This is a genomic window from Plesiomonas shigelloides (genome assembly GCF_900087055.1).
GTDB lineage: Bacteria > Pseudomonadota > Gammaproteobacteria > Enterobacterales > CAMTGL01 > Plesiomonas > Plesiomonas shigelloides.
The window spans coordinates 3,233,539-3,252,412 of sequence record NZ_LT575468.1 but is presented as its reverse complement, the minus strand read 5'-3'; the positions used below and the strand labels follow the sequence as shown (position 1 = coordinate 3,252,412).

At 54.7% G+C, this 18,874-nt stretch carries 16 protein-coding genes; 11 read left to right on the top strand and 5 right to left on the bottom strand.

The window, feature by feature from the left end:
- Window positions 1–188: 188 nt before the first annotated feature.
- Window positions 189–380 (top strand): hypothetical protein, encoded by a 192-nt coding sequence (locus NCTC9997_RS14465; protein ID WP_039046110.1) that lies wholly within the window; start codon window positions 189–191, stop codon window positions 378–380.
- Window positions 381–474: 94 nt separating this feature from the next.
- On the opposite strand, the gene gorA is transcribed toward NCTC9997_RS14465, so the two are convergent.
- From gorA to NCTC9997_RS14450, 3 genes are all read right to left on the bottom strand, one after another.
- Window positions 475–1,827, bottom strand: a complete 1,353-nt coding sequence (gene gorA, locus NCTC9997_RS14460) for a glutathione-disulfide reductase (protein WP_064978322.1) — start codon at window positions 1,825–1,827, stop codon at window positions 475–477.
- 30 nt (window positions 1,828–1,857) lie between these two features.
- On the bottom strand, window positions 1,858–3,471 hold the full coding sequence (locus NCTC9997_RS14455; RefSeq protein ID WP_064978321.1) for an EAL domain-containing protein: 1,614 nt from the start codon (window positions 3,469–3,471) through the stop codon (window positions 1,858–1,860).
- Window positions 3,472–3,819: 348 nt separating this feature from the next.
- Complete coding sequence (locus NCTC9997_RS14450; RefSeq protein ID WP_064978320.1) at window positions 3,820–4,662, bottom strand: 23S rRNA (adenine(2030)-N(6))-methyltransferase RlmJ; 843 nt, start codon at window positions 4,660–4,662, stop codon at window positions 3,820–3,822.
- Between the two features lie 104 nt (window positions 4,663–4,766).
- On the opposite strand from NCTC9997_RS14450, the gene prlC reads away from it, so the two are divergent.
- The 3 genes from prlC to NCTC9997_RS15195 all read left to right on the top strand — a co-directional run bounded on the left by prlC (window position 4,767) and on the right by NCTC9997_RS15195 (window position 7,969).
- Complete coding sequence (prlC, locus tag NCTC9997_RS14445; RefSeq protein WP_064978319.1) at window positions 4,767–6,830, top strand: oligopeptidase A; 2,064 nt, start codon at window positions 4,767–4,769, stop codon at window positions 6,828–6,830.
- A gap of 138 nt (window positions 6,831–6,968) precedes the next feature.
- Complete coding sequence (gene rsmJ / locus NCTC9997_RS14440) at window positions 6,969–7,718, top strand: 16S rRNA (guanine(1516)-N(2))-methyltransferase RsmJ (RefSeq protein WP_052021690.1); 750 nt, start codon at window positions 6,969–6,971, stop codon at window positions 7,716–7,718.
- An 89-nt stretch (window positions 7,719–7,807) separates the two neighbouring features.
- Window positions 7,808–7,969: a hypothetical protein gene (locus NCTC9997_RS15195; protein ID WP_010864970.1), complete on the top strand. Its 162-nt coding sequence runs from the start codon at window positions 7,808–7,810 to the stop codon at window positions 7,967–7,969.
- Between the two features lie 88 nt (window positions 7,970–8,057).
- On the opposite strand, the gene uspA is transcribed toward NCTC9997_RS15195, so the two are convergent.
- Complete coding sequence (gene uspA / locus NCTC9997_RS14435; RefSeq protein WP_010864969.1) at window positions 8,058–8,489, bottom strand: universal stress protein UspA; 432 nt, start codon at window positions 8,487–8,489, stop codon at window positions 8,058–8,060.
- A 466-nt stretch (window positions 8,490–8,955) separates the two neighbouring features.
- On the opposite strand from uspA, the gene fabG reads away from it, so the two are divergent.
- From fabG to uspB, 4 genes are all read left to right on the top strand, one after another.
- Window positions 8,956–9,687, top strand: a complete 732-nt coding sequence (gene fabG / locus NCTC9997_RS14430; RefSeq protein WP_010864967.1) for a 3-oxoacyl-ACP reductase FabG — start codon at window positions 8,956–8,958, stop codon at window positions 9,685–9,687.
- Window positions 9,688–10,021: 334 nt separating this feature from the next.
- Entirely contained in the window at window positions 10,022–11,062 is a 1,041-nt protein-coding gene (locus NCTC9997_RS14425; RefSeq protein WP_064978317.1) for an extracellular solute-binding protein, read from the top strand.
- A 101-nt stretch (window positions 11,063–11,163) separates the two neighbouring features.
- Window positions 11,164–11,691 carry a non-heme ferritin gene (gene ftnA / locus NCTC9997_RS14420; RefSeq protein ID WP_010864965.1) on the top strand — a complete coding sequence of 176 codons (528 nt, stop codon included), beginning with the start codon at window positions 11,164–11,166 and terminating at the stop codon, window positions 11,689–11,691.
- Between the two features lie 56 nt (window positions 11,692–11,747).
- Complete coding sequence (gene uspB / locus NCTC9997_RS14415) at window positions 11,748–12,092, top strand: universal stress protein UspB (protein ID WP_010864964.1); 345 nt, start codon at window positions 11,748–11,750, stop codon at window positions 12,090–12,092.
- A gap of 55 nt (window positions 12,093–12,147) precedes the next feature.
- Here the strand turns inward: uspB and NCTC9997_RS14410 are convergent, their stop codons facing one another.
- Complete coding sequence (locus tag NCTC9997_RS14410) at window positions 12,148–13,626, bottom strand: inorganic phosphate transporter (protein ID WP_064978530.1); 1,479 nt, start codon at window positions 13,624–13,626, stop codon at window positions 12,148–12,150.
- 404 nt (window positions 13,627–14,030) lie between these two features.
- On the opposite strand from NCTC9997_RS14410, the gene NCTC9997_RS14405 reads away from it, so the two are divergent.
- The 3 genes from NCTC9997_RS14405 to spfP all read left to right on the top strand — a co-directional run bounded on the left by NCTC9997_RS14405 (window position 14,031) and on the right by spfP (window position 18,840).
- Complete coding sequence (locus NCTC9997_RS14405) at window positions 14,031–15,245, top strand: BaiN/RdsA family NAD(P)/FAD-dependent oxidoreductase (RefSeq protein ID WP_064978316.1); 1,215 nt, start codon at window positions 14,031–14,033, stop codon at window positions 15,243–15,245.
- A gap of 569 nt (window positions 15,246–15,814) precedes the next feature.
- On the top strand, window positions 15,815–18,616 hold the full coding sequence (gene polA / locus NCTC9997_RS14400) for a DNA polymerase I (protein ID WP_064978315.1): 2,802 nt from the start codon (window positions 15,815–15,817) through the stop codon (window positions 18,614–18,616).
- Window positions 18,617–18,792: 176 nt separating this feature from the next.
- Window positions 18,793–18,840: a small protein SpfP gene (gene spfP / locus NCTC9997_RS15520; protein ID WP_071892919.1), complete on the top strand. Its 48-nt coding sequence runs from the start codon at window positions 18,793–18,795 to the stop codon at window positions 18,838–18,840.
- Window positions 18,841–18,874 lie beyond the last annotated feature (34 nt).

Here is an 18,874-nt window from a genome sequence, read left to right as displayed (position 1 = left end):
AGTGCTGTTGCGTATCAGTTGCGAATGGTTTGTAGTGGTTTGTTTATGTCTTATATTTCTTTACGATTTTAACCGTGATCACAACGTATTGTTTTGCGAAACAAATATATTTTTTCGCCTTGCTATAGCACCATTTAGCCAAACTTGCAGGATGTAGGGTGGTAGGCCTCATGTCGTATGAAATCAGGATGATTTTATTCCTTGGTATTTTTATTATCGCCAGTTTGTGTTTATTCGATGTGCTGGTGGATTATCTGTTAGTTAATTATCGCGGCGGCATTTTACGTGTCATGATGCGTTTGATGATGGATTCGCCGTTTAATTATTGGCCCGGCCAAGATGAGGAAATGCTGCAGGCGTTGTGTGAGCCGTTAAGCTAATTGGCTGGATAATGTGAGAGCGGCGAGCAGTGGTAGCGGACAGTAAAAGGCGGCCACCTGCGGTGGCCGCATCAGTAGATCTTGGCATTGCGCCTTAGCGCATGGTCACAAACTCTTCGGCTGCCGTTGGGTGAATCGCCACGGTATTGTCGAAATCGCGCTTGGTCGCGCCCATCTTCATGGCGACAGCAAAGCCTTGCAGGATTTCATCCATACCAAAGCCGATGCCGTGGATACCAACAATCTTCTGCTCGGCACCGACACACACCAGTTTCATCCGGCACGGCTGACGGTGCTGAGTGACCGCCGTGTACATGGCAGTAAAGGACGAGGTGTAGACCTTCACATTGGCTTCGCCATACTGTTCGATTGCCTGTGGCTCGGTTAAGCCCACTGTACCGATTGGTGGATGGCTGAACACCACGGTCGGCACGTTGTCGTAGTTCAAGTGCTCGTTCGGCTTGTTGTTGAACAGACGCTCAGACAGACGACGACCCGCTGCTACCGCAACCGGTGTCAGCTCGATGCGACCGGTATTATCCCCTACCGCATACACGCCCGGCACATTGGTGTTCTGGTACATATCAACGCGGATATAACCGCGATCGTCAAGCTCCACGCCGCTGGCATCCAGATTTAGACGATCGGTAGCCGGTTTACGGCCAATGGCCCAAATCAGGCAATCGACGTGCAGACTGCGGCCATCTTCCAGATGCAGCGTTAAGCTGCCATCTGTGTGTTTTTCTACGCGCTGTGGCACCGCTTGAGTGTGCAGCTCTGGGCCTTCAGTTTTAATCACTTCCAGCAGCGTATCGACCAACATCGGATCAAAGCTGCGCAGCGGGGCGTGCTTACGCACCACCAGATGAGTTTCCGCGCCGAGGGCATGCATCACGCCGGCAATCTCTACCGCGATGTAGCCTGCGCCAACCACGGCGACCCGTTTTGGCAGCTCGCGCAGGGCAAAGAAACCATCGGAATCAATCCCGTATTCGGCTCCGGGAATGGCAGGGCGGGTTGGATAGCCACCGGTAGCAATCAGGATGTGATCGGCAGTGATTTGCTCGCCGTTGACTTCCACGGTGTGGGCATCGACAAAACGGGCAAAGCCTTGGATCACGTCAACCTTGTTGTTGCCCAGAACCCGCTCGTAGGATTGATGAATGCGATCGATGTACGCTTCGCGGCTGGCGATCAGTTGCTGGAAGTCGAACTGTTTTACATCCACATCAAAGCCATAGTCTGCTGCGTAGCGGTGCATGGCTTCTGCAATCTGGGCGCCGTGCCACATCACTTTTTTCGGCACACAGCCGACATTCACGCAGGTACCGCCGAGGGCTTTCGCCTCAATCAGGGCACACTTCTTGCCGTACATTGCTGCTCGGTTGACCGAGGCGATCCCGCCGCTGCCACCGCCGATTGCCAGATAATCATAATGTTTGGTCATTGTTTGCCGTCCATTGTCAGGAGCCTTGCTCTAATGGATTGATTCTAGCGATAGAGGGCAGGCTCCGGCAAATTTCTGCATCGGGTTTTGTAGCCACTCCTGCAGTTCCTCAATCCGCATAGGGCGGGCAAACAAGAATCCCTGCAGGGTTTGCACCCCTTTTTGGCGCAGATACATGGCCTGCACCCCGCTTTCGACCCCTTCGGCAATCAAGGCGATCCCTAGGCGCTGTGCCAGCGCAATGATGCTGTCGAGCACCACGGTATCCATCCCTTGGGCATCAATGCTGGCGGTAAAGCGTTTATCGATTTTCAGGTAATCAGGGCGCAGTTGGTTTAAGTAACCTAGCGTGCAGTGGCCGGTGCCGAAATCATCCAGTGCTAGGTGCACATCCGGCAGTGCTTGTAAGGCGTCGAGCTGGCGAATTTGGCTGGCATTGAAATGCAGCGGGCTGCGCTCGGTGATCTCCAAAATCAAGCGCGTTTGTGTCGGCAGCGCTTGGCGTAAGGTGCGGGTGTTATCCAGCAGCGCCGGCTCGTTGAAGTGATCGGGGGAGATATTCACGGAGACCCGAAAACCGGCGGGCAGGTTATCCAGCGGTAGCCGCTGCATGTCTTGGGCAATCAGCTGCATCAGGTGATGGGTCAGGTGCGGCATCAGATGATGCTGTTCCAGCTGGCTGATAAAGGCATCCGGCGATTGGGTGATGCCATGTGGTGTCCAACGCAGTAAGGCTTCCACCCCGACGCAGCGACCGCTTTGGCAGTCGATCAGCGGCTGATAATGCATGCGCAGTTTTTTCTGTCGGATCAGCGCACGCAGATCGTGACTGAAATGGTGGCGGTCACTGTACAGATGGAACACCAGCATAAACACACACAAGCCGAGTAACAGGGCAACGGAGACCGGCATCCCGCTCAGTAGCGGCACCAGCTGCCACCCTTCTGGGCCATACACGTTGAGGGTGACGTGATGGGCGCTGTCTTGCCAGCGGGCTTTTGGCGTGGCGAAGGTGGCGTCATCGGGCGCGATACTGCGCAAGGTCTGTGGATAGGGGTAGCTCACATCCATACTCAGGCCGGTGATATACGGCAGCTGTGGACGCAATAGGATATGGGTGAGCGGGTAGATATCTTGCACGTACAGCACCCCTTGCTCGGCTTGGCTGCTGTGCGGCCACCAGTACACCAGCACTGGCGCGCTACCAGCCATCTCTTTGAGCAACATCGGCGTGCGTGGGTGTTGCAACAGTAAATCGAGGTACGGCTGTAACATGCGCGCTTCATCGGCGGTGGACGAAGAGCAGTGGATTTGGCCTTGCTGAACCAGTAAGTAGCTACGCGCACTGTGATCTTGGGTGGCCGCTTGTTGCAGCTGCGGTTGCACCTGCGTGCACGGGTAGTGGCTTAAGGTCAGTAACCGATTTTGCCAGTTACGGCTAAAGGGCTGCTGGGTTTCAAAATAATCGCGCAGTTGTTGAACCGCTTTGTGCTGTTGCTGTAAGGCTTGCTGGCGCAGTTGTTGGTAGCTGCTAAATAACGACAATAGCGCGCACACGATGCCCGCCACCAAGGCGATCCCGCCACGGTGCAAAAGATAACGCTGGCGCAATAAGCTGCAAGTTGCGGTGGTGCGTACTGGCACTGTGCTGCCTCATCCTTGATGGCCGTTGTGTGGGTCAGGTGATTGCTGACGTGGCCTAACTTCCTGTTGATGCTTTCACTGAGCGTCAGGTTCATGTGCGATGTGTAAAAACGCGGTTGGCTATACCCGAGTGACGCTATTTGATTTCACTATATCTGACTGCGCGCTGAAAACCTGCTTAGGTGGATGCTTGCAGTGTGAAATTGCGGCCAAGGTCTAAGATTGTCACGGGGAAATTTAGCGCAGATGACAAAACGCCGCCCAGTCAGGACGGCGCAGTGCACCGGAGTGCTTACTTACTCGTGACATTCCCCAAGGGGAAATGGTGAGCCGAGTTTATGCCAGCATTTATTCCGGAACGACCCAAGTCACGCTGTGATGGCCAGTACCTTCTGGCACCATCACCTCGGTCAGCCATGGCAGCAGCTCTTGCATCTGGCTTTCCAGCTTCCACGGTGGATTGATCACAATCATACCGGAGGCGGTCATGCCGCGCTGATCGGAGTCCGGGCGCACGCCCAGCTCGATTTGCAGGATGCGACGAATGCCGGTGGCTTCCAGATCGCGCAGCATGCGCTTGATGGTCTGGCGCAGCACGACTGGATACCAGATGGCATAGGTACCGGTCGCAAAGCGCTTGTAGCCTTCGGTAATGGCGGTCACGACCTGCTGGTAGTCATCTTTAAGCTCGTACGGCGGGTCAATCAGCACTAAACCGCGACGCTCTTTCGGTGGCAGCTGAGATTTCAGCTGTTGGTAACCGTCACCGCGCTTGGCTGAGGCACGCGGGTCTTCGCGAAATTCATGGCGCAGCAGAGGGAAATCGGTCGGATGCAGTTCGGTCAGCAGCAAGCGATCGTGATCGCGCAGCAGATGCTGGGCAATCAGCGGCGAGCCCGGGTAATAAAACAGCTGCGGACCGCGGTTAACCGCTTTCACCGCCGACAGGTAAGGCTGCAGCAGCTCGGGAATATCATCGCGCTGCCAAATTCGGCCAATGCCTTCCAGATATTCACCGGTTTTCTCTGAATGGTCGCTTTTCAGGTAATAACGACCGGCACCAGAGTGGGTATCCAGATACACGAACGGCTTATCTTTTTGTTTCAGGGCGTCGATGATCAGCGCCTGAACGGTGTGCTTTAAAACGTCGGCGTGGTTGCCGGCATGAAAACTGTGTCGATAGCTGAGCATGGTGACCTCTCTCTTAGGTCGCATATTATGCCTGAGTGAGCATTGAATTTCGCCTGCAGGATCGCCATCTTAATAGAGATAATACATTTTAAGGATAACTGACCATGAGCAACCTGCAGTCTTCCAACCCACTGCTAAGCTTCACCGGATTACCACCGTTCTCACAAATCGAGCCGCAGCACGTGCTGCCGGCGGTGGAGCAGGCCATTGCCGACTGCCGCGCCGAGGTTGAGCGCGTATTGGCGCAGGATACCCCGTACACGTGGGCGAACCTGTGTGAGCCATTGGCAGAGGTGAATGACCGCCTGAGCCGCTTGTGGTCACCGGTCGGTCACTTAAATGCGGTGAAAAATTCCCCCGAATTGCGTGAAGCTTATCAGCAGTGTTTGCCGCTGTTATCCGAATACGGTACTTGGATGGGCCAACATGCCGGTTTGTATCAAGCCTACAAGGCGCTGCATGACAGCGAAGAGTTCAGCCGTCTGACTTCCGCCCAGCGCAAAGCGGTGGAAAACAGTTTGCGTGATTTTGAGCTGTCCGGCATCGGCTTGCCTGCCGAGCAGCAGCAACGCTACGGCGAGATCATGACTCGCCTGTCAGAGCTGTCTAACCAGTTTAGCAACAATGTGCTGGATGCCACTATGGGCTGGAGCAAGCTGGTCACTGACGTTAACGAACTGCAAGGGATGCCAGAGAGCGCGCTGCAAGCGGCCGCTGCTGCCGCGCAGGCCAAAGGCCAAGAGGGCTACCTGCTGACGCTGGATATCCCGAGCTATCTGCCGGTGCTGACCTATTGTGATAACCAAGTGCTGCGCCAAGAGCTGTATCAGGCCTATGCCACCCGCGCTTCCGATCAAGGCCCGAATGCCGGCCAGTGGGATAACTCGCCACTGATCGCTGAAATTCTGGCGCTGCGCTATGAGCTGGCCCAATTGCTGGGCTTTGCTACCTATGCCGATAAATCGCTGGCCACCAAAATGGCAGAAAACCCACAGCAAGTGCTGGAGTTTTTGAACAATCTGGCCAACCGCGCTCGCCCACAAGGGGAAAAAGAGCTGGCGGAGCTGCGCGCGTTTGCCCGTGAACAGTGCGGCGTCGATACGCTGGAAGTGTGGGATATCGCCTATTACAGCGAAAAACAAAAACAGCACCTGTTTGCCATCAGCGATGAGGCGCTGCGTCCGTACTTCCCAGAAGATCGCGTGATCAGCGGCTTGTTCGAAGTGCTGCGTCGGGTGTTTGGTATCGAAGCGCGCGAGCTGCCAGCCGGCAGTGTGGATGTGTGGGATCCGAGTGTCCGATTCTTTGAGCTGATTGACGGCCAAGGCGAGCTGCGCGGCAGCTTCTATCTAGACTTGTACGCCCGTGAACACAAGCGCGGCGGGGCGTGGATGGATGATTGCATCGGCCGTAATCGTCGCCTCGATGGCAGTTTGCAAAAACCGGTTGCCTACCTGACCTGTAACTTCAATAAACCGGTTGGCGATAAGCCGGCGCTGTTTACCCATGACGAAGTCACCACCTTGTTCCACGAATTTGGCCACGGCATTCACCATATGCTGACTGAAGTGGATACGGGCGCGGTGTCCGGTATCAATGGCGTGCCGTGGGATGCAGTCGAGCTGCCAAGCCAGTTTATGGAAAACTGGTGCTGGGAAGCCGAAGCGCTGGCGTTCATCTCCGGTCACTATGAAAGCGGCGAGCCGCTGCCACAGGAAATGCTGTCCCAACTGCTGGCGGCGAAAAACTATCAGGAGGCAATGTTTGTTCTGCGTCAGCTGGAATTCGGGCTGTTCGATTTCCGTCTGCACCACGAATACTCTCCGGCCGAGGGTGCCAAGGTGTTGGAGATGCTGCACGATGTGAAAGCCAAAGTGGCGGTACTGCAAGCGCCAAGCTGGCAGCGGATGCCGCATAGCTTTAGCCACATCTTCGCCGGTGGCTATGCCGCGGGTTACTACAGCTACCTGTGGGCGGAAGTGCTGTCTGCCGATGCGTTTGCCCGCTTTGAGGAAGAGGGCATTTTCAACCCGCAGACCGGACAAGATTTCCTGCACTGCATTTTAGAGCGTGGCGGCTCGGAAGAGCCAATGGCGCTGTTTAAGCGTTTCCGTGGTCGCGCGCCACAGCTGGATGCCTTACTGCGTCATAAAGGCATTGCCGGCTAACTGCTGCGTTAACTCGCGTGTAGCGTGAAATACCGCGCGTGAGATGTAGTATCATAAGGGTGCATAATTGCACCCTTTTTTCTTGCCGGCGCTAAGTATGCGGCGCTGCCAACCTGCGGGAGTTGAGCTTTGTATTCGATCCACCTGTCCACTGACGTTGCGGCGCGTGCGCCTGAGCTGGCCGTCTTAGCTGAGCGCTGGCAGCTGCAGCATGATGAAGAGGCGCAGTTTGCGCTGGTATTGACCGCTGAGCGTCTGGAGCTGCGTAAACGCGATGAGCCAAAGCTGGGCGCGATTTGCGTGGATTTTGTCGGTGGTACTATGGCGCACCGTCGCCGCTTTGGTGGTGGCCGCGGTGAAGCGGTGGCGAAAGCGGTCGGCGTAAAAAAAGGCTATCTGCCGGATGTGGTGGATGCGACCGCCGGCCTGGGCCGCGATGCCTTTGTGCTGGCCAGTATCGGCTGTCGGGTGCGTTTGTTAGAGCGTCATCCGGTAGTCGCCGCCTTGTTGGATGATGGTTTGCAGCGGGCGTATGCCGATCCGGAAATCGGCGGCTGGATGCGCGAGCGCATGCAACTGCTGCACGCCTCGGGCATCGAGGTGTTGGCCACTTTGTCGCCAGCGCCAGATGTGGTCTATCTCGATCCTATGTATCCGCACAAAACCAAATCGGCCTTGGTGAAAAAAGAGATGCGGGTATTTCAGTCGTTGGTGGGCGCGGATCTGGATGCCGATGATTTGCTGACCCCAGCGCGCGCCGTGGCACGTAAACGGGTGGTGGTTAAGCGGCCGGATTACGCCGAGCCGTTAGCCAATCAACCGGCGAGCGCGGCCATCAGCACCAAAAATCACCGTTTCGATCTTTATGTTACGCCTGCTGCCAGTTAACCGATTGACGCTATCGCGCCGGTGTGCCAGCGTGTAGAAAACGGCCAGCCACGGTGGTTTGGTCTAGAGAGTCACCGGAGGTCATCAAGGTGGAAATTCGCCGGTTATGCAAATGGGGGCGGGATGAATACAGCGAGCACTTCGCCTTGCTGTGCGAGATCACCCGTAAGCCGAAATTTACCTGTGAGCGTTGTGGCCGCAGTGCGCGCAAAAAGCGTTATCTGTGTAAGCCGCGTAAACGCGACGAGTGATGAATAATGAAAACTCCCGCCGTGGGCGGGAGTTGTATGAATGCTCAAAACGCGCGTTGGCGATGCGCGCTATCGGGCTCTGCTGAGCTTAGTCTTCGTCGCGCAGCGGCACAATCAGCATATCAATCGGGATATTGTTAATCAGCTGGCGTGCAGATGACATCAGCTTGCTCCAGAAATCCTGATGGTGGCCACACACCAGCAGATCCACGTCATATTGCTTGATCGCATCCATCAGAACCTGTCCCAGATCGCCGCTGCCACTTAAGGTTTCGGTGATCGGATAGCCGGCATTCAGCGCCAGTTCACGCAGGGCAGAATGGGTTTCTTCGGAAATCTTCTGCTGCATATCCCCAAGGTTGACATCAATCAGGCCGGTATACAGGTCTGAGTAATTGACATCAACATGGATCAGCGAAACTTTGGCATCGTTACGCTTGGCGACGCCGATGGCTTTTTTCAGCAGATAGTGACTTTCCGGCGACAGGTCGACAGCGACCAGAAGATGTTGATATGCCATGATGTTGCTCCTTTTCCATTCTTCCATACTCGGATACTAACATTAGTATAGATGGCGAAATGTTCAGTGGATCACAGCCCGTACCGCCATTGCCAGCCTCACAAAATGCCCTCACAAAAGGCTATAAAAGCCGCCATTTTAGCTTCAGCGCGTTCTAATGCGTTGACGGTCATTAACCAGTAAAAATCGGGGCACTTTTCCTTGTCACAAAAAAAATTTTCGGTTGAAAAAATGCGCGGCGTTAGCGTAACTGCGAGGTGGTGAGTATTGCCGTTGGTTTGTCGGGCTGCCTGTGCCCTTTTCCTTGCCATAAAACTTCACTGTAACTGACAGCTAAAAATTTGCCGCGATGAATTTCTGGTGCCATTGATTGCAGTATCTGACCGGACATGGTGACCCGTGCCACGGTGACAGCAAGGGCAAAGCCCAAAGTCTTACGACGGTAAAACTGAGCGGGAGTAGTGGTATGCAAAATAAAATCTGTGTCGTGACCGGTGGCGGTCGTGGGATTGGACGCCAGATAGTCAATACGCTGGCTGATGCTGGGGCGGCGATGGTGATTGCCTGCGATCTGGATGCGGCCGCCTTAGAAGAGACCGTCAACGGACGCGCTAACGTGCGCGGCCAATTACTGAACGTCAGTGACCGTAATAGCATGCCAGCATTCGTGGCGGCGGTGGTGGAGGAGTTTGGCCGCATCGATGTGCTGGTCAATAACGCCGGTGTTACCCGCGATAACTTAATCCAGAACATGAGCGAAGCGGAGTGGGATCTGGTGCTGGATATCAACCTCAAAGGGGTATTTAACCTCACCCAAGCCATCGCACCGGTGATGATGGCGCAAGGCAGTGGCGCGATTGTCAGCCTCTCGTCGGTGGTAGGGCTGGATGGCAACATCGGCCAGAGTAACTATGCCGCCAGTAAAGGCGGGGTGATCGCGCTGACCAAAACCTGGGCCAAAGAATTTACCCGTAAAGGCGCGGTGGTGCGCGTTAACGCGATTGCGCCAGGATTTATCCGCACCCCGATGACCGCGGTGGTGCCGGATAAAGTCATCGATCACATGGTCAGCAAAACCCCCTTGGGGCGGATGGGTACGCCGGAGGATATCGCCAACGCGGTGCGGTTCTTAGTCAGTGAGCAGGCGGCCTTCATTACCGGACAGGTATTGCGTGTCGATGGTGGGCTGACGATATAACATCAGAAACCCACTCGCGCTATGGCCACGTCAGAGGCCATGCACCTGAATAAGCCATAAGCACAAGAAAGTCAGTTCTGTGTATCTATTGCCCCGCTGGTCGGGGCTTTTTTTGTGCGTGCGATCTCGCTCTGCGGGATCGGCGTATGCAACAAGGCCAGAAAAGATCGTATCAGCAGTGAGTTTAGTTACAATCGCCGGGTGACCGGCGGCCATAGCCAGCGCGTTTGGACATGGCCAGTCACAGGGCAAGGCGCAGGCTAACGGTGTGCGCGTTGCGGAATAATCACCCGAATTCGATGTCCGCGGGACATCATGGGAGGAAACAACGACGATGAGTAAGCTGTGGGTGCAAAGCCTGGTTCTGAGCGCGACTGCCGTCATGAGCAGCGCAGGCGCCGCGCAAGAACAACTGTATGTGTATAACTGGACTGATTATATTCCGGCCGCGTTGCTGGAGCAGTTCTCCAAGGAAACCGGTATTGAAGTCATCTACTCCACGTTTGAAAGTAACGAGGAGATGTACTCGAAACTGAAACTCACTCAGGGTGCCGGCTACGATTTAGTGGTTCCTTCCACGTACTATATCAGCAAGATGGCCCGCGAAGGATTGTTGCAGGAAATCGATCAGAGCCAGCTGAAAAACTTCGCTAATCTTGACCCCGCATTACTGCATCGCGAGTTCGATCCGCAAAATACCTACTCCGTCCCTTATGTATGGGGTGTGACTGGGATTGCGGTCAACAAATCCGAGATTGATCCGGCCACGGTGACCTCATGGGCTGACCTGTGGAATCCGGCGTTTAAAGATCGCCTGTTGCTGACCAATGACTCGCGCGAAGTGTTCCACATGGCGCTGCTGGTCAACGGCAAATCGCCCAATACCACGAATCCCGATGACATCCGGCAGGCCTATGAAAAGCTGCAGCCGTTGATGCCGAACGTGCGGGTGTTTAACTCCGATGCGCCAGACGTGCCGTATCTGCAAGATGAGGTTTCGGTGGGCATGATCTGGAATGGTCCGGCGTGGCGCGCCAGCTTAGAAAACCCAGATTTAACGTTCGTCTATCCGAAAGAAGGGGCGATTTTCTGGATGGATAGCTTCGCCATTCCGAAAGCGGCCAAGAACAAAGCCGCCGCGCATCGCTTCATCGATTTCTTGCTGCGCCCAGAAAGTGCTGCCGCCATCATCAAAGAGCTCGGTTATTCGGTACCGAATCAAGCTGCGCTTAAACTGCTGCCGGTGGAGATGGTCAATAACCCAACCCTGTTCCCGCCAGAAGACGCCAAACAACGTGGCCAATTCCAAGCGGATGTGGGCGATGCGGTTCAGATCTACGAAGAGTACTGGAATAAACTGCGGACGGGGAAATAATCCGTTACGGGGGCCGGGATTGAATTCCCGGCCCGACGCGCTATTGTGTCAGCAGAGGGTGAAACTCTGCACCGTCACCGAATACATAACAAGGAGTCGCTATGTTGTCGCAAGCCATGACCGATAAGCTCAATGAGCAGTTGAATCTGGAATTTTTCTCATCCAACTTGTATTTGCAGATGAGCGCTTGGTGTGATCATCACGGCTTTGATGGCGCGGCGCTGTTCTTACGCCAGCATGCGCAAGAAGAGATGCAGCATATGCAGCGTTTGTTCACCTATGTCAGCGAAACCGGTGCGTTGCCGCTGATTGGTGCCATTGAGGCACCGGACAGTGATTATCAGTCATTGGCCGATGTGTTTCATAAAACCTACAGCCACGAGCAGCTGATCACGCGCAAGATTAACGAGTTGGTGCATGTGGCCTTCAGCACTCAAGATTACTCTACCTTCAGCTTCCTGCAGTGGTATGTGGCAGAGCAGCATGAAGAAGAGAAGCTGTTCAAAAGCATTCTGGATAAAATCGAGCTGGTGGGCGAAGATGGTAAAGCGCTGTTCTTTATCGATAAAGACTTGCGTGCACTGGCCGCTCAGGGCGAGCAGGCATCGTTGGCTGCCAGCAATCAGTAAATCGCTGTTGGCGTACAACTGAACTACCCTGAGTAAGGATACTTAGGAGAGCAGGAATGGATTTGAATATCGTCTTTTGGGTGTTGCTGCTGATGAGCGCGCTGAATATTGCGCGCTATCTGTCCAGTTTGCGGGTGCTGTTGTTTATCATGCGCGACAGTGATCCCTACCTGTATTTGCTGGTGGATGGCCGCGGTTTTTTCCGACCGACCGGCGTGATCTCAAAGCAGATCCGGCTGTTTCACTACCTGCGTGAACAGCGTTATGTCTCGCATCATGATCCGCGCTTTATCGCCAAGTGTGTGCAGGTACGTCAGCAATTTGTGCTGAGCAGTGCGTTGTTACTGTTAACGCTGGTGGTGTTAGTTCTGGGATGGGTGATGCCGGGAGTGACCCACTGATACCCGCCCGAAGGCGGGTATCGTGGTTGAACTGATAACGGTAGGAATGGGGCTGTCAGAGCAGGATATAGCTAGCAACCCAAAACAGCGTACAGGAAAGCAACATGGTTGCTGGCAAGGTGAAAATCCATGCCATCAGGATACTTTTAACCGTACCAGACTGCAGACGGTTTTTGTTTGCCAGCATTGAGCCGGCAACCGCTGAAGACAACACATGTGTGGTGGAAACCGGCATACCGGTGACGCTGGCAATACCGATTGCAGAGGCGGCGGTAATTTGCGCTGCCATCCCCTGTGAATAGCTCATCCCGCGCTCACCGATTTTCTCACCGACGGTGACCACGATCCGGCGCCAGCCGACCAAGGTTCCCAAGCCCAGAGCCATCGCCACCGCAACGATCACCCAAGTCGGGGCGTATTCGGTGGTGCTGTTCAGGTCATGGCGGAAGGTCGTCAGGCTTGCAGCATCGGCTTTGGACATTCCCGGCGCCGCGGCTACTTTCTTGGCGGTATCGTCAATGCACAGGATCAAACGACGCGCCATCCGGCGTTGGTCGGTATCCAGCTGTGCGTAATCTGATACGCCGTTCAGTAGCGAACTTAACCCATCCAGTGACTGACGTGTATTGGCCACATCGCAGTGGAACTTACCTTGCGGGATAGCGTTATCCTGCGCTTTTGGATGTGAGGCAATAAAGGCATCCAGCACGGTTGGGTTGCGCTCGTAAATGGCGGCAATATGCTGCGCAGCATCGGCGGTTTTCGCGATTTGATACTGGCTGGCATTCATGTCGACCACAAACTTGGCCGGTGCAATCCCGATCAGTACCAGCATCAGCAGGCCGATCCCTTTTTGTCCATCATTCGAGCCGTGTGCAAAGCTCACCCCGAAAGAGGAGAGGATCAACACAGTACGTGCCCAGAATGGCGGATGCTTTTTCCCGTCCAGCAATTGGCGCTCTTCAGGATTCAGGTGCATGTGCGAGGTCGGGAATAACCGCTTTAACAGCAGGAACACCGTTCCCGCCAGCAGCAAGCCGACAACAGGAGACACGATCAGTGACAGCATGACATCAACCGCTTTTTTGAGGTTAACGCCATCACTGATAGAGGTATGGGTCATCAGTGCGTTTGCCACACCCACGCCCAGAATAGAACCGATCAGTGTATGTGAGCTGGAAGCCGGCAAACCCAGATACCAGGTACCGAAATTCCAGACAATCGCGGTGAACAACATGGAGAACACCATGATGAGACCGTGAGTCGAGCTGATATTAACAAGCAGGTCGATAGGCAGCAGATGCACGATGGCATACGCTACGCTTAATCCTCCCAATAACACCCCGAAGAAATTAAAAATTCCAGACAGCACCACAGCCAGCTGCGCCGGCATCGCTTTGGTATAGATTACCGTGGCAACAGCGTTGGCAGTGTCGTGGAATCCATTAATAAATTCATAAGCCAAAACAAACAATAACGCCAAACCAAGCAGAATGGCGATATGGGCATCAAGACCGGTAAATATATCAAACATAAAATAAGCCATAAAACCGTCATCAGACCGGCGCATTATCGATATAAATACAGTCGCTAGAAAGGGGAAATTCCAGTTATTTTGCAAAAAGTGCGAATAATTTGCCGCGATAATCTGGTTTGTTACGCGTAACTTTGCGAATAAAATTTGTATAACCTAATGATTTAAAAGATTATTTAAAAACAATATAGAAATGAGACATGGCGCGCATTCAGTTGCGCTAATCGCACGGCGATTTGAACTGTATTTTGTGCCGGATTTGACACAATTATCTGCTTTGTCTGTTTTATCTGCAAAAGGCGTATGCAAGCTATCCAGCTGTCAACTAAAACCGGGTAATACTGGCTGTCTGCAGCAAAGCCCTTTACAATCGCCGGCGTTTTTACAGCGGCCGGGAGTAAACGGTGAAATCAGCATTTGATGTGGTCATTATCGGCGCCGGGGCAGCCGGATTATTTTGTGCAGCGCAAGCCGCCGCACGCGGGCTCAATACCTTGGTGGTGGATAACGGCAAAAAAGCTGGTCGAAAAATTCTGATGTCCGGTGGTGGGCGGTGTAATTTCACCAACCTCTATATTGAACCGGCCGCCTATTTATCTGCCAACCCGCATTTTTGCAAATCGGCACTGTCGCGTTATACCCAGTGGGATTTTATTGCCTTAGTGGCGGCGCACGGGATTGCCTATCATGAAAAAACGTTAGGCCAGTTGTTTTGTGACGACTCCGCCGAGCAGATCGTCGAGATGTTGCTGAGCGAGTGCGATAAAGCCGGCGCGCAGATCCGTTTACGCACCGAAGTGTTAAGTGTCGCGCGTAGCGATAGCGGACTGTTCACCCTGACTACCGCGCAAGGTGAGGTGCAGACGCACTCACTGGTGGTGGCTAGCGGTGGTTTGTCGATGCCGGGACTGGGGGCTGGGCCTTTGGGTTACCGCATTGCCGAACAATTTGGTTTACCGGTGCAGCCAACGCGGGCTGGCTTAGTGCCGGTCACTTTACATAAAGAGATGCTGCAAGCGCAGCAGTCACTGGCGGGGATTGCCGTTCCCGTCACCGTGAGCACCAGCCGTGGCCCACAGTTTCGTGAAAACCTGCTGTTTACCCACCGCGGCCTCTCCGGTCCGGCGATTTTGCAAATCTCCAGCTACTGGCAGCCGGGGGAAACGCTGGAGATCAATTTGCTGCCGGATTGCGATCTGGATAATGAGTTGGAGCAGCTGCGCCGCAGTCAGCCTAATTTAAGCCTGAAAAATGCCCTGACGCGCTGGTTACCTAAGCGCTTAGTGGAGTGCTGGATTGAGCAGCAGCGCTTGCCGAGTCCGACCTTAGCTCAACTGAGCCATGCGCAAAAACAGGCGGTGTGTGAGACGCTGCAGCAGTGGCGCATTAGCCCGAACGGCACCGAAGGCTACCGTACCGCAGAAGTCACGCTCGGTGGTGTAGATACGCGCGCTCTGTCATCGAAAACCATGCAGGCGACCAGCGTACCGGGCTTGTACTTTATCGGCGAAGTGGTGGATGTGACCGGCTGGTTGGGCGGCTATAACTTCCAGTGGGCGTGGAGCTCTGCCTATGCCTGTGCGCAGTCATTACCACTGCCCGAGGCGGCGGTGGAATAAAACGCGCAAGAATTCTGCGATTTGGCTTTACAAGGATAATGATAATCGTTATCGTTTGTTGGCTGGCAGAGCGCCTCGGGAAGGAAAGCTTTGCACGCACGACATTGCTCACAATTGCTTCCACATATCTTCTACCGGTTCTCCTTGTCGTGAACCGGTATTTTTTTGCCTCTCTTACACCGGTTGTCCACCGCTTACACGCCGAGTAGGTATGGTGGAGAGACGGCGATCGCGGCCAGCGCCTTGCCCCGTCTGCGCTCCAGCAAAGTCAAGTCTAAAAATGGTATCCACAGCAGATGATCATCAAATGATCGCGCGCCGATCAGGGTGCGCTTGCGTAACCTAATGAAATTTAATGGTAATTAACCATACATTCACCTGCTAACGCCAAACGATCACATCCCCTCGTTTTATTGTTCACAAAGTTATCCACAGGCTACGCGTCATCGGTAGGAAGGAATGGGGGGCGCGCCAGATACGTAGTGGGACAAAAATCCCGACCGGTAAATTCGTTTCTGCCGCTGGCTGTGGCATCCTTTAGGGATGATGACTGACCGGATAGTGTAATTATGGCCCAGATAGCGCCCAACCCGTTGATTCTGGTCGACGGCTCTTCTTATCTTTATCGTGCATTTCATGCGTTCCCACCGCTGACCAATGCTGGTGGTGAACCGACCGGCGCCATGTATGGCGTATTGAACATGCTGAAAAGCCTGCTTAACCAATTTGCGCCGACCGAAATGGCGGTGGTGTTTGATGCCAAAGGCAAAACCTTTCGTGATGAGATGTTTGCCGAGTACAAGGCGCATCGCCCACCGATGCCCGATGAGCTGCGCAGCCAAATTGAGCCGCTGCATCAGATGATCCGCGCACTCGGCTTGCCACTGTTGGTGGTGCCGGGGGTGGAAGCCGATGACGTGATTGGTACGCTGGCCAAACAAGCTGCCGCTAATGGGCGCGACGTGCTGATCAGCACCGGCGATAAAGACATGGCGCAGCTGGTGAGCGATAAGATCACCTTGATCAACACCATGAACAACACGGTGCTGGGGCCGCAGGAAGTGCGCGAGAAATACGGGGTCGGGCCGGAGCTGATCATCGATTTTCTGGCGCTGATGGGCGACTCATCGGATAACATTCCGGGCGTGCCAGGGGTGGGCGAGAAAACCGCGCTGGCGCTGCTGACTGGGATCGGCAGTCTGCGTGAGATCTACGCCAATCTGGATGCGGTGCCCGCTCTCGGTTTTCGCGGCTCGAAAACGCTGCCGGCCAAGCTGGAATTGCACCGTGACAATGCCGATCTCTCCTATGCACTGGCCACCATCAAAACTGATGTGGAATTGGAGCCCATTCCACTGACGCGCCAAAGCGCCGATACCGACACCCTGATTAGCCTGTTTGGCCGTTATGAGTTCAAACGTTGGTTGGCTGAGCTGCTTGATGGCGGCGATATGCTGACGCCTAATCCGGCAGCGGCTGCGCCACGCGCCCGACCAACCGCCTCGGTGAGCGATAGCGCCGAACCTGCCGCAGCGGCCATGGCGTCGGTGACGCTGGATCGCAGTGCCTACCAGACCATTTTGCAGATGAGCGAGCTGGACGCATGGTTGGATAAGCTGCGCGCGGCGCCTTACTGGGTGCTGGATACCGAAACCGACGGGCTGGATTACATGACCGCCAACCTGATTGGCTTGTCATTTGCCACCGCCGCTGGTGAGGCCGCCTATTTGCCGGTGGCGCACGATTATCTGGATGCGCCGGATCAACTGGATCGCGATACGGTGTTAGCGCGCCTGAAGCCGCTGCTGGAAGATACCGATTCGCGCAAAGTTGGGCAAAACCTGAAGTTTGATCAGAGCATTCTGGCGCGTTATGGCATCGAGCTGCGCGGTATTTGGTCTGATACCATGCTGGAGTCGTATGTTCTCAACAGTGTGGCTGGTCGTCATGATATGGATAGCCTGTCTGAGCGCCACTTAGGTCACCAGACCATCACTTTTGAGGAAGTGGCTGGCAAAGGTAAAAACCAGCTGACCTTTAACCAGATCCCGCTAGAGCAAGCGGCCACCTACGCCGCCGAGGATGCGGATGTCACCCTGCGCTTGCATGAAGTGCTGTGGCCACAACTGGAGCAAGAAGTCGGTCTAGCCTCGGTGCTGCAAGAGATGGAAGTGCCGCTGCTGTCAGTGTTGTCGCGGATGGAGCGCAACGGCGTGTTGATTGATCCGGCTTTGCTGGGACGGCATTCCATGGAGCTGACCACGCGTCTGGCGGAGTTGGAAAGCAAAGCCCATGAGCTGGCCGGTGAGCCGTTTAACTTGGCCTCTACCAAGCAATTGCAGGGGATCTTGTTCGAGAAGCTGGGCTTGCCGGTGCTGAAGAAGACCCCGGGCGGCGCGCCATCTACCAACGAAGAGGTGTTGGCCGAGTTGGCGCTGGATTACCCATTACCGGCAGTGCTGCTGGAGTACCGTGGGCTGGCCAAGCTCAAATCAACCTATACCGATAAACTGCCGCAGATGATCAATCCGGCGACCGGTCGCGTGCACACCTCCTATCATCAGGCGGTGACCGCTACTGGTCGTCTGTCATCCACCGATCCGAACCTGCAAAATATTCCGGTGCGTAACGAAGAAGGGCGGCGCATTCGTCAGGCCTTTATTGCTGGTGCAGGGAATCAGATTATCGCGGCCGACTACTCGCAAATTGAGCTGCGCATCATGGCGCATTTGTCGGGCGATGCCGGTTTACTGCGCGCTTTTAGCGAAGGCAAGGATATCCACCGCGCCACCGCTGCCGAAGTGTTCGGCTTGCCGCTGGAGCAGGTGAGCGCTGAACAGCGTCGTAGTGCCAAGGCTATCAACTTCGGTCTGATTTACGGCATGAGCGCCTTTGGTCTGGCGCGTCAGCTCGGTATTGGCCGTAACGATGCTCAGCGCTATATGGATCTGTACTTTGAGCGCTACCCGGGCGTGCTGACTTATATGGAGCGCACTCGTGAGCAGGCGCATGCGCAAGGCTATGTTGAAACCCTGTTTGGTCGTCGTTTGCAGTTGCCGGATATCCGTTCGCGCAATGCGATGCGGCGCAAAGGCGCTGAGCGCGCGGCGATCAACGCCCCAATGCAAGGCACAGCGGCTGACATCATCAAGCGCGCTATGCTGGCAGTGGATGCATGGTTGGCGACGTCAGAGGCAGACGGTATTCGCATGATCATGCAGGTACACGATGAATTGGTCTTCGAAGTGCCGCAAGAGAAAGTGGCGCTGTGCAGTGCCAAGGTGCGTGAGCTGATGCAGCACAGTGCCACGCTGGATGTGCCGCTGCTGGTTGAGGTCGGCGTGGGTGATAACTGGGATCAGGCACACTGATCGGGTGCTGCCGCGACTCACACTGAGCCTGAGCTATTTTCACTGAGAAAAATAACCTCGGGCTAATGTTACCGTCAGTAGTGAAGTGCGACATAAAAGTGAAAACAAACTACAAAAATTGCTTTCCTCGTCCGTCGAATTGTTGTACAGTTTTTCGCGTAGGGTACAGAGGTAAGATGTTCTATCTTTCAGACCTTTTACTTCACGTAATCGGATTTGGCTGAATTTTTAGCCGCCCCGCTCGTTAGAGCGGGGCGT

Excerpts from the sequence above, each read along its gene's own strand:
- NCTC9997_RS14450 (WP_064978320.1), bottom strand. The coding sequence starts at position 4,662 with ATGCTCAGCTATCGACACAGTTTTCATGCCGGCAACCACGCCGACGTT.
- fabG (WP_010864967.1), top strand. The coding sequence starts at position 8,956 with ATGCAAAATAAAATCTGTGTCGTGACCGGTGGCGGTCGTGGGATTGGA.
- uspA (WP_010864969.1), bottom strand. The coding sequence starts at position 8,489 with ATGGCATATCAACATCTTCTGGTCGCTGTCGACCTGTCGCCGGAAAGT.
- prlC (WP_064978319.1), top strand. The coding sequence starts at position 4,767 with ATGAGCAACCTGCAGTCTTCCAACCCACTGCTAAGCTTCACCGGATTA.
- polA (WP_064978315.1), top strand. The coding sequence starts at position 15,815 with ATGGCCCAGATAGCGCCCAACCCGTTGATTCTGGTCGACGGCTCTTCT.
- NCTC9997_RS14425 (WP_064978317.1), top strand. The coding sequence starts at position 10,022 with ATGAGTAAGCTGTGGGTGCAAAGCCTGGTTCTGAGCGCGACTGCCGTC.
- gorA (WP_064978322.1), bottom strand. The coding sequence starts at position 1,827 with ATGACCAAACATTATGATTATCTGGCAATCGGCGGTGGCAGCGGCGGG.
- NCTC9997_RS14465 (WP_039046110.1), top strand. The coding sequence starts at position 189 with ATGATTTTATTCCTTGGTATTTTTATTATCGCCAGTTTGTGTTTATTC.
- uspB (WP_010864964.1), top strand. The coding sequence starts at position 11,748 with ATGGATTTGAATATCGTCTTTTGGGTGTTGCTGCTGATGAGCGCGCTG.
- NCTC9997_RS14410 (WP_064978530.1), bottom strand. The coding sequence starts at position 13,626 with ATGTTTGATATATTTACCGGTCTTGATGCCCATATCGCCATTCTGCTT.
- ftnA (WP_010864965.1), top strand. The coding sequence starts at position 11,164 with ATGTTGTCGCAAGCCATGACCGATAAGCTCAATGAGCAGTTGAATCTG.